The organism is Acuticoccus sp. I52.16.1, assembly GCF_022865125.1.
Taxonomy (GTDB): domain Bacteria; phylum Pseudomonadota; class Alphaproteobacteria; order Rhizobiales; family Amorphaceae; genus Acuticoccus.
In genome coordinates this window covers 710841-724095 of sequence record NZ_CP094828.1, presented here as the reverse complement: position 1 = coordinate 724095, position 13255 = coordinate 710841, and the positions used below count along the sequence as shown (strand labels likewise).

General features: G+C 71.7%; 13 protein-coding genes. 6 read left to right on the top strand and 7 right to left on the bottom strand.

What is annotated here, in order from left to right; all coding sequences use genetic code 11:
• The first annotated feature begins 104 nt into the window (after window positions 1-104).
• Complete coding sequence (locus MRB58_RS03270; protein ID WP_244780280.1) at window positions 105-1628, top strand: amidohydrolase family protein; 1524 nt, start codon at window positions 105-107, stop codon at window positions 1626-1628.
• A 53-nt stretch (window positions 1629-1681) separates the two neighbouring features.
• Here MRB58_RS03270 and MRB58_RS03265 read toward each other — a convergent pair whose 3' ends face one another.
• The 6 genes from MRB58_RS03265 to MRB58_RS03240 form a co-directional block, all read right to left on the bottom strand.
• The gene (locus tag MRB58_RS03265) at window positions 1682-2566 is read right to left on the bottom strand and encodes a polysaccharide deacetylase family protein (protein WP_244780279.1); all 885 of its coding nucleotides are present in this window, start codon (window positions 2564-2566) and stop codon (window positions 1682-1684) included.
• Window positions 2563-3378, bottom strand: a complete 816-nt coding sequence (locus tag MRB58_RS03260) for an ABC transporter permease (protein ID WP_244780278.1) — start codon at window positions 3376-3378, stop codon at window positions 2563-2565. The genes MRB58_RS03265 and MRB58_RS03260 overlap by 4 nt, the downstream gene beginning before the upstream one ends.
• Window positions 3375-4307 carry an ABC transporter permease gene (locus tag MRB58_RS03255; RefSeq protein ID WP_244780277.1) on the bottom strand — a complete coding sequence of 311 codons (933 nt, stop codon included), beginning with the start codon at window positions 4305-4307 and terminating at the stop codon, window positions 3375-3377. Before MRB58_RS03255 ends, MRB58_RS03260 begins: the two co-directional genes overlap by 4 nt.
• Window positions 4304-5383 (bottom strand): ABC transporter ATP-binding protein, encoded by a 1080-nt coding sequence (locus tag MRB58_RS03250; RefSeq protein WP_244780276.1) that lies wholly within the window; start codon window positions 5381-5383, stop codon window positions 4304-4306. Before MRB58_RS03250 ends, MRB58_RS03255 begins: the two co-directional genes overlap by 4 nt.
• Window positions 5384-5395: 12 nt before the next feature.
• On the bottom strand, window positions 5396-6445 hold the full coding sequence (locus MRB58_RS03245) for a PotD/PotF family extracellular solute-binding protein (protein ID WP_244780275.1): 1050 nt from the start codon (window positions 6443-6445) through the stop codon (window positions 5396-5398).
• Window positions 6446-6611: 166 nt separating this feature from the next.
• Entirely contained in the window at window positions 6612-7421 is an 810-nt protein-coding gene (locus MRB58_RS03240; RefSeq protein ID WP_256461702.1) for a DeoR/GlpR family DNA-binding transcription regulator, read from the bottom strand.
• A 100-nt stretch (window positions 7422-7521) separates the two neighbouring features.
• Here MRB58_RS03240 and MRB58_RS03235 point away from each other — a divergent pair, with 100 nt between their 5' ends.
• From MRB58_RS03235 to MRB58_RS03215, 5 genes are read left to right on the top strand one after another with little or no spacing between them, the layout of a single operon-like run.
• Window positions 7522-8634: an SIS domain-containing protein gene (locus tag MRB58_RS03235; protein ID WP_244780273.1), complete on the top strand. Its 1113-nt coding sequence runs from the start codon at window positions 7522-7524 to the stop codon at window positions 8632-8634.
• Window position 8635: 1 nt separating this feature from the next.
• Entirely contained in the window at window positions 8636-9658 is a 1023-nt protein-coding gene (locus MRB58_RS03230) for a carbohydrate kinase family protein (protein WP_244780272.1), read from the top strand.
• A complete protein-coding gene (locus MRB58_RS03225; RefSeq protein ID WP_244780271.1) occupies window positions 9649-10431 on the top strand; it encodes a BtpA/SgcQ family protein in 783 nt (260 codons plus the stop codon). Before MRB58_RS03230 ends, MRB58_RS03225 begins: the two co-directional genes overlap by 10 nt.
• 41 nt (window positions 10432-10472) lie before the next feature.
• Complete coding sequence (locus MRB58_RS03220; RefSeq protein ID WP_244780270.1) at window positions 10473-11138, top strand: aspartate/glutamate racemase family protein; 666 nt, start codon at window positions 10473-10475, stop codon at window positions 11136-11138.
• A complete protein-coding gene (locus MRB58_RS03215; RefSeq protein WP_244780269.1) occupies window positions 11135-12628 on the top strand; it encodes an amidohydrolase family protein in 1494 nt (497 codons plus the stop codon). Before MRB58_RS03220 ends, MRB58_RS03215 begins: the two co-directional genes overlap by 4 nt.
• A 4-nt stretch (window positions 12629-12632) precedes the next feature.
• Here MRB58_RS03215 and MRB58_RS03210 read toward each other — a convergent pair whose 3' ends face one another.
• The gene (locus tag MRB58_RS03210; RefSeq protein ID WP_244780268.1) at window positions 12633-13067 is read right to left on the bottom strand and encodes a helix-turn-helix domain-containing protein; all 435 of its coding nucleotides are present in this window, start codon (window positions 13065-13067) and stop codon (window positions 12633-12635) included.
• Between the last annotated feature and the right edge of the window lie 188 nt (window positions 13068-13255).

Sequence of the window (13255 nt, the reverse complement as noted above, 5' to 3'; positions counted from 1 at the left end):
ACGCGCCGTGCACCACAGCCGCGCGACGCCGCCGACCCGCGCCGGCATCGCCGCAACGGCGGGCCGGAGCGCCGCGCATCCCGACGATGGCCGAACGAGGACGTATGACCGAGACCCCCACGCGCGGCGCGCTCCTGATCCGCGGTTGCGCGCTGCTGGCGGACGCGCACCAGGCGGCGCCGACCGGCCCCGTCGACATCCTGATCGCCGACGGTGCCATCGTCGAGATCGGCGCCGACCTCGCGGCGCCCGGCGCGGCGGTGGTCGAGGCGGCGGGTCTCCTCGCGGTGCCCGGCCTCATCAACGCCCACCTCCATTCGCCGGCCGCGTTCCTGAAGGGCGCGCTGGTCGACGCGCCGCTGGAGATCTTCATGCTGCGCGAGACGCCGCCGACGCTGGGCGGGTCGGAGAGCGCGGCGGTATGCCATGCGCGGGCGCTGCTGTCGGCGATGGAGATGCTGAAGCGCGGCATCACGGCGGTCCACGACGACGCCTTCTTCAACCCCGAGCCGGACATGGACGCGATCGACGCCATCATGGGCGCCTACCGCGACGCGGGGATCCGGGCGACGGTGGCGCTCGATCAGCCGGAGGTGGCGGAGGCGGAAAAGTACCCCTTCCTCGCCGATCTGCTGCCGGCCGACCTTCGGGCCACGCTGTCGACCCGGCCGCGGATGGGCGGGGCGGAGCTGATCGACCTCTACCGCGCCTTCATCGCGCGGTGGCACGGGGCGGAAGGCGGGCGGCTGCGCTGCGCGGTCTCCTGCTCGGCGCCGCAGCGGGTCACGGCGGACTACCTCCAGGCGCTGACGACGCTGTCGGCCGAGCACGACCTGCCGTTCAACGTCCACGTCCTGGAGACGCGCCTGCAGCGGGTGCTGGGCGAGGAGAAATACGGCAAGTCGCTGGTGAGATACCTCGACGATCTCGGCTGTCTCGACGCGCGCAAGCAGGTGATCCACGCGGTGTGGATCGACGGTGCGGACATCGAGGCGCTGGCGCGCTCGGGCTGCGTGGTGGCGCACAATCCGATCTCCAACCTGAAGCTCGGCTCGGGGGTGATGCCGTTCCGCGCGCTGCGGGAGGCGGGCGTGCCGATCTGTCTCGGCACCGACGAGGCGGCGTGCGACGACACGACGAACCTGTGGGGCGTCCTCAAGACGGGCGCGCTGATCCAGAAGATCGCCGACCCGGAGTGGACCCGCTGGCCGACCGCCGAGGAGATGCTGGCGGCCGCGTTCGAGGGTGGGGCGCGTTCACTGCGGCGGGACGACCTCGGCCGTCTGGCGCCGGGGATGCGGGCCGACATCGCGCTCATCGACCTGAGCGCGGTGGGCTATCTGCCGATGAACGACCTGAGGCGCCAGCTCGTCTTCGCGGAGGACGGCTCGTCGGTCCGCCACGTCGTTGTCGAGGGCGAGGTCGTGGTGCGGGACGGCCGGCTGACGCGGATCGACGAGGACGCCGCGCGAGCGGAGATCGAAGCCGCCTTCGAGGAGTTCACCCCGCGCCTGAGGGCGATCGAAGGGCATGCCGCGCGGCTGGAGCCCTACTATCGGCAGATGTACGAGACCGCGCTCGCCAGGGACGTCGGCATGTCCCGCTGGGTGCCGCGGTTCGCGGGGTGAAACCCCTCGCTCGGACTCGCCGCCCGGAGCGTGGTTCGCGGGTCGGTGCGGCGCTACACCCCGTGCCCCGCCGCGGCGACGCGGGCGATCTCTCCGGCCGTGGTCAACCATACGCGTTCGCGCAACTCGGCGAGACGGGTGAGGACGTCGCGGAAGGCGTGCAGGCGGTGGGCTTGCCCGGTGACGTGCGGATGGAGCGAGATGGCGCAGACGAGGGGACCGGTGCGCGCCTGGTGCAGCATCTCCTCGATCTGGGCGAGGCAGAGATCGGCGAAGGCCGGAGCGGACATGCGGCGCACGACGATGGCGTTGGCGTCGTTGGCCTCCTGCGGATAGGGCACCGCGAGGATGGGTCCGGCGCGGGTCGTCATCGCGATGGGCCGGTCGTCGGCGCACCAGTCGAGGAGGTAGCGGTAGCCGGCTTCGGCGAGGAGGTCGGGGGTGTGGCGCGTCTCGGCGATCCAGGGGCCGAGCCAGCCGGCGGGCGGCGCGCCTTCGCGGCGGGTGATCTCGCCGGTCGCCTCGGCGATCAGGGCGCGTTCGTCGGCTTCGGCGAGGCCGGCCTGGGTCTCGCCGTTGGTGCGGCCGTGGGCGGCGATCTCGGCGCCGGCGGCGCGCCAGGCGTCCACCAGCCCCGGCGCGGCATCGTAAAGGTGTGAGTTGACGAGGCAGGTGGCGGGAACGCCGGCGTCCTGCATGGCCTCCATGAGGCGCCAGGCGCCGACGCGGTTGCCGTAGTCGAGCCAGGCGTAGTTGATGACGTCGGGCCGGGCGGGGTTGGCGACCAATTCGTCCAGCACGGCGCCCTCGAACGCGTAGGCCTCGAGGTTGACGGCGACGTAGACGGCGAGACCCTCGCCGTGCGGCCAGCGGTAAGGCACCGGCTCGGTGACGGGCCGGTAGGGGTAGCGTCCGTGACCCGGCAGTGGCTCCGTCACTCGTTCACCTTGTCGAGGCCGATGCTCATCGAGACCGCGACGAGGGCGACGATGGCGAGGAGGATCTGAAAGCCCGACACGGCGGCGACGAGCGGCGAGGACGTGTTCTGCACGAGGGCGAGCAGCTCGATCGGCAGCGGCCGGTCGCGGAAGCCGTGGGTGAAGATCGCGACCGACAGGTTGTCGAACCCTTCCACGAAGGTGAACACGGCCCCGGCGAGGATCGCCGGCAGCAGCAGCGGGAAGGTGATCGTCCGCAGCGCCTGAAAGGACGACGCGCCGAGGTTGGTGGCCGCTTCCTCCAGCGCCGGGTCCAGCCGTTGCAGGCGGCTCGTCACCGTGCGGACCATCACCGCCAGCACGAAGACGGCGATCGAGATCGATTGCAGCCAGATCGACGGCGAGACGCCGACGAGCGCGCCGGCGAAGAGCACCGCGGTGCCGAGCACGATCCCCGGCACCATGTGCGGCGCCATGACGTAGACCGACAGCGCGGTGGTGCCGCGGAAGCGGCCGCGGGCGCAGGCGAGTGCGGTCGGGACGCCGAGGACGATGCAGAGGATCGTCACCATCACGCCGACCTTCAAGCTGTTCCACATGGATTCGACCAGCACGGTCTGGCGGAACAGCTCGCGGTACCAGTCGAACGTGAAGCCTTCGGGCGGGAAGGAGACGTAGCCGCGCGTGTCGAACGAGATGATGACGACGATCACCGACGGCGCCACGAGCAGGACGAGCGCGGCGACGGCGACGGCGACGATGACGGCGATGCCGAAGCGGTCGGCGGCCGGGGAGATGCCGGGTCCCGTCATGCCTCGCGCCCCTTGGTCCAGCGGGAGAAGTGGTTGGTGACGAGGGCGATGGCGAGGAGCACGACGAGGCACGTCACCATCAAGATGAGCGAGGAGACGGACCCCTTGCTCCAGTCGAGCGAGTAGATGACCTGCTCGTAGATCATGGTGGCGGCGTTGAGGTAGTTGCCGCCGCCCAGGAGCTGCGGGACCACGAAGGTGGTGTAGCTCAGGGTGAAGACCAGCGCGCAGCCGGTGCCGATGCCGGGGACGGACAGCGGCAGGATGACGGTGCGCAGGGTGCCGAGCCGCGAGGCGCCGAGGTTGGCGGACGCCTCGTCGAGGCGGCGGTCGTGCCGGCTCATGACGGCGATCAGCGGCAGGATCATCACCGGCAGGTGGATCTGCACCATGCCGATCAGCACCGCGACGGGAGTGTTGATGATGCGCAGCGGCCGGTCGATCAGGCCGAGGTCGGTGAGTGCCATGTTGACGACGCCGCGCCCGCCCAGGATCACCAGCCACGCGTAGGTGCGCACGATGCCGCTGGTGAGGAGCGGTGCGATGGTGAGGATGAGGATCAGCCGCCGCGTCCACGTCCCGCCGACGAGGTAGAGGTAGGCGACCGGATAGCCGAAGAGGAAGCAGAAGAGGGTGGTCGACAGCGCCAGGCTCATCGAGCGCTGAAAGGTGATCCAGTAGAGCCGGTCGTTCAGTGCGTTGGCCAGGTGGTCGAGCGAGAAGGTCTGCGAGACGATGTTGCCGCGCTCGACGACGATGTCGGAGAAGCCGAGCGACAGGAGGATCGCGAACGGGATCACGGCGACGACCATCAGGACCACGATCGCCGGGACCGCGGGCCAGATGCCGCGCCCGGAGATCAGCTTGTCGAGGATCGTCTCGCCGAGACCGGCCCGGCGGGGCGCGGCGGAGAGGGCGCGCTCGCTCATGCCGGCCGGTAGATCGACATGAGGTCGGGGTCGAGCACCCGCACGGTGACGGCGGCGCCGTCGCGGATGATGCCGGCGCGCTCCTGGCGCATGTGGACGACGCGCACCGTGGCACCGCCGGCGAGCGCGACGTGGTACTCGATCAGCGGTCCGATGGAGCGGTGCAGGGTGACGGTGCCGCGCCAGGGCCCCACCTCGCCCTCGCCCGCGCCCCCGGCCGGCTCGAGGCGCAGGTTGTGCGGGCGGGCCATGATCATCACCGGGCCGGCGAGGTCGGTGGCGACGGACTGCCCGTCGGGGAGGGCGACGCGGCCCCCCTCGGCGTGCGCCTCCCAGAAGTTGGACGAACCGATGAAGTCGGCGACGTAGGCGCTGGCGGGGCGGTCGAAGATCTCTTCCGGCGGGGCGACCTGCTCGATCTTGCCGCCGCGCATGACGGCGATCCGGTCGGACATCGTCAGCGCCTCTTCCTGGTCGTGGGTGACGAAGATGGCGGTCATGCCGAGGCGCTTGATGAGCTGGCGCAGCTCGACCTGCATGGTCCCGCGCAGCTTGGCGTCGAGCGCGTTGAACGGCTCGTCGAGCAGGATGACGCGCGGCTCCAGCACCATGACGCGGGCGATGGCGACGCGCTGCTGCTGGCCGCCGGAGAGCTGGGCGGGGTAGCGGTCCTCGAACCCGGTCAGCGACACCGTCTCCAGCGCGGCGGCGACGCGGCGCTTGATCTCGGCGCGCTTGACGCCGCGCATGCGCAGCCCGTAGCCGACGTTGCCGGCGACGGTGAGGTGGGGGAAGAGCGCGTAGCTCTGGAAGACGACGCCGACGGGGCGGCGGTTGACCGGCAGGCGGTCCATCGGCCGCCCGTCGACGAGGATGGTCCCGTCGTCGGAGTCCCAGAAGCCGGCGATGCAACGCAACAAGGTCGTCTTGCCGCAGCCCGAGGGGCCGAGCAGGGTGACGATCTCACCCTCGGCGACGTCCAGCACACAGTGGTCCAGCACGGTCTGCGTGCCGAACCGCTTGGAGACGGCGCCGATCCGCAGGACCGGCGCCGCAAGGTTCGAGACGGGAACCACGGATCGCGACAATCAGCCTGCGAACATGCGGTCGAAGTTCTCGACGGTCTCGCCGCGCAGCGGGGCGATTTCGGGCCACTGCAGGGAGGTCATGGTCTCGCGCTCCTCGGGGGTGGAGGGGACGTAGGGAGCCGCCTCGGCCGGGGTCTCGATGCCTTCGACGACGGTGCCGAAGAAGTAGGGCGCGCCGGCGGCCATCTCCTGGATCTGCTGGGAGAGGATGATGTCGGCGAACTCGTGCACCAGCTCGCCGGTGCCGTCGGCGGTGTTGATGTAGTGGACGATGTTGGTCGGCAGCATCAGCGGGCCGGGACCCTTGATCTTGACGTAGCCGATCGGCACGCCCGCCTGCGCGGCGAGCGCGGCGTTGGTGTGCCACAGCGGCGCGAGGTCGACTTCGCCGCGCTCGATCATCTGCTGCAACAGGTTGGGGCTGCGGCCGACCAGCGGGTCGAGCTCCTTCCACTTCTCCAGCGCGAAGGTGAGGTTGGTCTCCGGCTCGCCGAACGCCTCGCAGGTGGCGGCGAGGACGCCGAGGCCGAGGTTGGACTGCGGCCGGCACATGCCGACGCGGCCATGGAACTCCTCGCCCCACAGCTCTTCCCAGGTGGCCGGCGGGGTCTCGACCGTCTCGGAGTTGTAGGCGATGCCGATGCCCTCGAAGACCACCGGGCAGCCGGTGTCGAGGCCGTAGGGCAGGAAGCTCGGCTCGATGTTCTTCGAGTTGGGGATCTTGGAGAGGTCGAGCGGGACGAGAACGTCCTCGGCGAGCGCGTTGACGATCGCGGGGGTGCCCATGACGGCGAGGTCGTAGGGGGAGTTGCCGCGGGCGGCCTTGATCTGGGCCAGCGCCTCGGCCGAGAGGCCGCCGATGATGCGCAGCGAGACGCCGGGGTGGCGCTTGGCGAGTTCTTCGCCGGCCTTCTGGAACGGCTGGTCCTGCTCGTTGCCGTAGCCGACCATGACGAGTTCGCGGCTTTGGGCGCGGACGATGGCGGGGGCTGCGACCAAGGCGGTCGTCGCGGCGAGGCCGCCGACCACCGTTCTGCGAGTGAGCTTCATCGTCGATCTCCCTGGAGTGCGGCACGAGCCGGCGCGATGTTGCGGTCGACTTTTATTGGATGACCGATCGTAAGTTTTCGCAAGAACGAAATCGTAAGAATGATGCACGAATGAACGGCATGAGGCGCCTGCGAATGAGGCGCCGCGCCGCTTGGGCGTGCAACGCTCAGGCCAGCAGCACCTGGAGGCCGGCCGCCTCGAGCGCCTGCACGTCGGCGGGGGCGGCGTCGCTGTCGGTGATGAGGGCGGACACGGCGTCGGTGGCGGCGATGCGCGCGCCGGCGACGTGGCCGATCTTGGCGTGGTCGCCCAGCACCACGGCGCGGCGGGCGGCGGCCATCATCGCCCGCTTGATCTCCAGCTCCTCGAAGTTGGCGTTGGTGAAGCCGCGCTCGGCGTCGATCCCGGCGCAGCACAGATAGGCGCAGTCGGCGTTGATCTCGGCCAGCAGCAGGCCGCCGAAGGGCGAGATCAGCGAGCGCGCCCGGCGGGACGTGCGGCCGGCCTGCTTCAAGGTGCCGCCGGTGACCATCACCGTCGCCCCCATGTGCCCCTCCAGCGCGATCGCGATGTCGAGGCTGGAGGTGATGACGACCACGTCCTTCAGGTCCGGCGGCAGCGCCAGGGCCATCGCGTGCGTGGTGGAGCCGGCGTCGAGGATGATGGTCTCGCCGTCGCGCACCATGCGGGCGGCGACCGCGCCGATGCGCTCCTTTTCGGCCGCGAAGCTCTGGCTCGGCAGGTCCAGCGGGCGCTCGAACCTCGCCGGCTGGACCGAGACCGCCCCGCCCCGGATGCGCCGCAGCAGGAGCCGCCGCTCCAGCGCATCGAGGTCGGAGCGGATCGTCACCGCCGACACGCCGAGCGCCTCGGACAACTGCACGACCTCCACCATCCGATCCCGCCCGAGGATTTCCATGATCCGCTCGTGCCGGCGGTTGAGGGGAGGTGCGGGTGCGGTTTCGGAGTTTGTCATCAATGATCGTTGGCGGCTTGCGTTTCTGGCTGTAATGACAATTATCGCAAATCGTGAGTCCGCGCCAGGAGCGGCGCGCATGCCCTTGGGAGACAAGTCATTGGACATTGAATTGCGGCTGAAGGAAATCCGGCGCGAATCCTCTTCCGACGCGCCGGGCGATCCGGAGCGTTTCCGCCGCGTCGCGCTGACGAACGACGAGATGATGGCCCAGGGCAAGGCGATCCGCGAGACGCTGGCCGCCAACGCCGCGCCGCTCGCCGCCATCGCCCGCGACCTCAAGGACCGCACCATCCGCCGCGTTGCCATGGTCGGCTGCGGCGATTCGTGGATCTCCGGCTACGGCGTGCGCCAGGCGATGGAGAAGGCCCTCGGCGCCGTCTGCGAGCCGTGCGAGGCGTTCGATTTCGCCACCTACGGCCTCGACGTGGTCGACGCAGAGACGGTCGTCATCGGCCTCTCCTCCAGCGGCAAGACCGAGCCGGTGATCGACGGCCTGAAGGGCGCGGCGGCCAAGGGCGCCTACGCCATCGGCCTCTCCAATACTCTCGGCTCGCCGCTGATGGAGGAGTTCCCCGGCGCGCTCCACATCCGCGCCACCCGCGGCGGCTGGCCCACTCAGTCGAGCACCGCGGCGATGGCGCTGAAGCTCGCCTTCACCGTCGCCGTCGCCGAGGCGAAGGGCAAGGACGTCTCCGCGCTGAAAGCCGCGCTCGAGGCGCTGCCGGACCAGGTCGACGCCGTCGCGGCCGCCTTCTACGAGCCCGCCCGCACGCTCGCCGAGCGCCTCGCCCGGGCCGATCTCGTCATGTCCTGCGGCGCAGGGCCGTTCTACGCGCCGGCCGCCTTCAATACCGCCAAGCTGAAGGAACTGGCGCCGATCCACGCCTACGCCTTCCCGCTGGAGGAGTACCACCACTACCGCACGCAGAAGGAAGGCGACGTGATGTTCATGGTCGCCGGCGACGCCGCCAGCCACGCCCGCGCGCTGGAGACCGCCATCATGAGCCGCGGGTCGGACGGGGTGTGCATCGCGCTCGTGCCCGAGGGGGAGACCGAGATCGCCTCGGTCGCCGACGTCGCCTGGCACCTGCCGGCGGTCCCGGCCGACACCGCGCCCATCGTCTACAGCGTGCCGCTGCACCTCTTCGGCTATCACGTCGCCATGGCGCGCGACGCCATCGGCCTCGGCGCACCGCGGCTCGGCGGCTGACATGCGGCCCGACCTCGTCACCGTCGGCGGCCTGACGCGCGACAACGTGGTGGCGGCCGACGGGACCGTGGCGCTCGCCCAGGCGGGCGGCAACGGGGCCTATTCGGCGGTCGGCGCGCTGGTGTGGCGGCCGCGCGTCGGCCTCGTCAGCCAGGCCGTCGCCACCTACCCGCGCGAGGTGATCGCGCGGCTGGAGGCGGGCGGGGTCGATCTCGCCGGCGTCATCTGGTCGGACGTCGCGCTGTCGTCCTGCAACTGGTTCATCTACGACGCCGGCGGCCACCGCCAGGAGGGGCTGACGAGCCCGCCCGAGGCGCTCGCCGCCGCCGGCTACCCGGCCGACCGGCTGTCTCCGGCCGAGGTGAAGGCCTGGCGCGAGCACCTCGCCGCGCGCGACACCTCCGCCGAGCTGACCTACTCGCAGTTCCGCAACACCCACGGCCTCACCCCCGCGCAGGTCCCGACCGAATGGCACGGCGTGCGCGGCGTCCACCTCGCGCCCAGTCAGCCGGACGTGATGATGGGAATGCTCGACCTCTTCGCGCCCGGCGGGGCCATCGTCACCGCCGACCCCGGATGGCAGCTCGCCGCGCGCACGCTGGACGAGATCACCCCGGTGCTCGCCCGGCTCGACGCCTTCCTCCCCAGCGAGGTGGAGCTGCGGGCGCTGGTGCCCGGCTCCGGCCTCGCCGAGGCGCTCGCCGCCGTCGCCGAGCGTTGCCGCGGCGCCGTCGCGGTCAAGCTCGGACCCGAGGGGGTGATGGTGTGGGACCGCGTCGCCGGGGAAGGGGTCACGGTGCCCGCCTTCCGCGTCGCCACCGTGGATCCGACCGGCGCCGGCGACAGCTTCTCCGGCGGCTTCCTCGCCGGGCTCGTCGAAACGGGCGATCCCGTCCAGGCGGCCCGCTTCGGCGCGCTCTCGGCGAGCCGCGTCGTGCAGCATTTCGGGGCCGATGGCGCCCTGCCGGTCGACCGCGCGAGCGCGCGTGCCGCCCTCAACCTCGAGAGAACTCGATGCCTCTGAACGTCTTCGCGCATCGCCCGCTGGTGATCGCCGCGCTCCACCTGCCGGACTATGCGCTCTCGCGCGGCCGCTCGATGGCCTGGTACGAGGACTACGCCGTCGCCAACGCGCGCGTCTTCGCCGAGGCGGGGGTGCCCTGGCTGAAGCTGCAGGACCAGACCCGGACCGACGGCTCCGCCACCACCGACACGCTGGCGATGACCACCGCCATCGCACGGCTCATCAAGGCCGAGGTGCCGCAGATCGGCCTCGGCATCATCGTCGAGGCGCACGACCCGGCCGCGGCGATCTCCGTCGCCCACGCCGCGCAGGCCGATTTCGTGCGGCTCAAGGTCTTCGTCGGCGGCGCGATGACGGCGCAGGGGCCGCGCTACGGCCTCGGCGCCGCGGCGATCGCCCACCGCGCGGCGATCGGCGCGGAGGGCGTCGCGATCCTCGCCGACGTGCACGACCGCACCGCGGTGCCGCTGTCGGGCGAGAGTCAGCCGTTCGCGGCCGAGTGGGCCGTCAAGACCGGCGCCGACGGGCTCGTCATCACCGGCTCCAGCTTCCCCGACACGCTCGCCCGCATCGCGGCGGTGCGCGAGGCGGGGGTCGGTCGCCCCCTCCTCATCGGCGGCGGGGTGACGGCGGCCAACGTCGGCGAGGCGCTGGGCGCGGGCGACGGCGTCGTCGTCTCCAGCGCGCTGATGCGGCGTGACGCCGGCGAGGACGACGTCGTGCGCTGGGACGGCGACCTGTGTCGCCGCTTCATGGACGCGGCGCGGGGGTGAAAGCGCGCGCGGCCTCGCCAACGCTGCGGTATGACCGGGCGATGAGGATCGCGCTCGTCAACCCCAACACGTCCGCCGCCACCACGGCCGCAATGGTGGCGATCGCGCAGGAGGCGGCGGGCGACGTGCCCGTCCGCGGCCTCACCGCCCCGTTCGGCGCCCCGTTGATCACCGAGCCGGCCGCGTTGGCCGTCGCGGCCGAGGCGGTGGCCTCGCTGGCGCCGGACCTCGCCGCGGCCGACGCGGTCATTGTCGCCGCGTTCGGCGATCCGGGGCTCGATGCGCTGCGGGCCCGGCTCGCATCCCCCGTCACCGGCCTCGCCGAGGCGGGGATGGCCGAGGCCGCCGCCGAGGGCCGCCGCTTCGCCGTGGTGACGACCACGCCCGACCTCGCCGCCGCCATCGCCGCGATCGCCGCTCGCTACGGCCATCGCCGGTTCGCCGGCACGTGGCTGACGCCGGGCGATGCCGCCGCCCGCATGGCCGACCCCGACGCCCTCGTCGTCGCCCTCGGCGAGGCCTGCCGCGCGGCGGTGGAGGAGGGCGGTGCGGAGGCCATCGTCATCGGCGGCGGTCCGCTCGCCCAGGCCGCCCGCGCGCTCGCCGGCACCGTCGGCGTCCCGCTGATCGAGCCCGTACCGGCCGCCGTTCGCCTGTCCCTCACCCGCCTCGCGTCCGTCGACCGGGGCCCGGAGCGCCCGTCATGACCGCAACCCTCGTCGTCGCCGACCATGTTCTCACCGGGTTCGGCCCGGACGGGGCGCCCGAGATCCTGGAAGGAGGCGCGCTGCTGGTCGAGGGCGATACGATCGCCGCCGTCGGCCCCGCCGAGGCGCTGCGCCGCGCCCACCCCGAGGCGCACCAGATCGGCGGCCGCGGCCGCGTCGCGATACCGGGCCTCGTCAACGCGCACCACCACGTGGGGCTGACGCCGTTCCAGCTCGGCGCGCGCGACCAGCCGCTGGAGCTGTGGTTCCCCGAACGGCTCGCCATGCGCGACGTCGACCCTCGGCTCGATACGCTCTATTCGGCGTTCGAGATGCTGGCCTCCGGCGTGACCACGGTGCAGCACCTCCACAGCCGCGCGCCGGGCGATGCCGATGCGGTGGTGGCACGGGCGGACGCGGTCTTGGGCGCCTACACCGAAGTCGGGATGCGCGCCTCCTATTCGTTCGCGCTGCGCGACCAGAACCGGATGATCTACGCCGCCGACGAAGCGTTCGTCGCCTCCCTGCCGGCGGCGCTGCAGGGGCCCACGGCGGCCTATCTCGACGCCTTCGCGCTGCCGCTGGACGAGCAGATCGGCGTCTTCCACACCCTGCGCGCACGCTATGGGGCGGAGCCGTTGGTCGCCATTCAGCTCGCCCCCTCCAATCTCCATTGGCTGTCCGACGCGGCGCTGGAAGGGACCGCCCGTGCCGCCGAGGCGACCGGCGCCCCGGTCCACATGCACCTCCTCGAAACGCCGTACCAGAAGGAATATGCCCAGCGGCGCACCGGCGGCACGGCCCTCGCCTTCGTCGACCGGTTCGGCTTGGTGAACGACAGGCTCACCATCGGGCACGGCGTATGGATGACGCCGGACGACGTCGCGATGCTGGCCGAGCGGGGCGGGTGCCTGTGCCACAACTGCTCGTCCAACCTGCGCCTCAAGAGTGGTACGGCGGACCTCAACGCCTATCTCGCCGCCGGCGTCCCGGTCGCGCTGGGGATCGACGAGGCCGGCATCAACGACGACCGCGACATGCTGCAGGAGATGCGCCTGGCGCTGACGCTGCACCGGCCTGCGGGACACGATGCGCCGTGTCCGACGGCCGCGCAGATCCTGCGCATGGCGACCGAGCACGGCGCGGCGACGACCCCTTTCGCCGGCCGTATCGGCCGCCTCGCCCCCGGCATGCTGGCCGACGTGGTGCTGCTCGACTGGCCGGCGGTGACGTGGCCCTGGCAGGATCCTTCCATGCCGCTGGTCGACGTCCTGGTGCGCCGGGCGAAGGCCGGTGCGGTGGAGACGGTGATGGTGGGCGGGGCGGTCGCCTACCGCCAGGGCGCGTTCGCCAAGGTCGACCGGCAGGCCGTACTGGCCGAGATCGCCGGCACGCTGGCGCAGCCCGGAAGCGCGGCCGAGGCCGAGCGCCGTCGCCTCGCCGGCGCGCTGATGGGCCCGGTGCGCGACTTCTACCGCGGCTGGGTCTGAGGCGCTACGCGGCGCCGATGTCCTCATGCTCGGTGAGGCACTCGGAATGGTCGCGCAGGACCTCCAGCACGCGGCAGTCCTCGGCGCAGCCGCCGCCGTCGCATTCGCGCACCATGCGGTTCAGCTCCGTGCGCAGGGCCTCCAGCCGTTCGATGCGGCGCTCCACCTGCTTCAGCTGGCGCAGCGCGATGGCGTTGGCCTCGTCGCACGGCCGGCTCGGATGATCCGAAAGGTCCAGCAACTCGCGGATCGCGTCCAGCGGGAAGCCGAGCTGCCGGGCGTGGCGGATGAAGGCCAGCCGGTCCAGCTCGGCCTCGCCGTAGCGGCGCTGCCCGCCTTCGGTGCGGCCGGGTTCCGGCATCAGCCCGATCTGCTCGTAGTACCGGATGGTCTGGACCTTGGTTCCGGTCCGGTGGGCGAGCGTGCCGATGGTCAGCATGGGTCCCTCATGAAGCTACAGCAACTATAGGATCTGCCGCGCGCCGTGCAATGCGCGCCCGCGGCACGCCCGCCCGTCGCCGCCGAGGTGCCGCTCGAGGGCGGCGGCTACACGATGAACCACACCTGCGGCGTCTTTCTGTTCAATGCCACGGGCCGCCTCGTCGCGACGATCGACAATCACGAGCC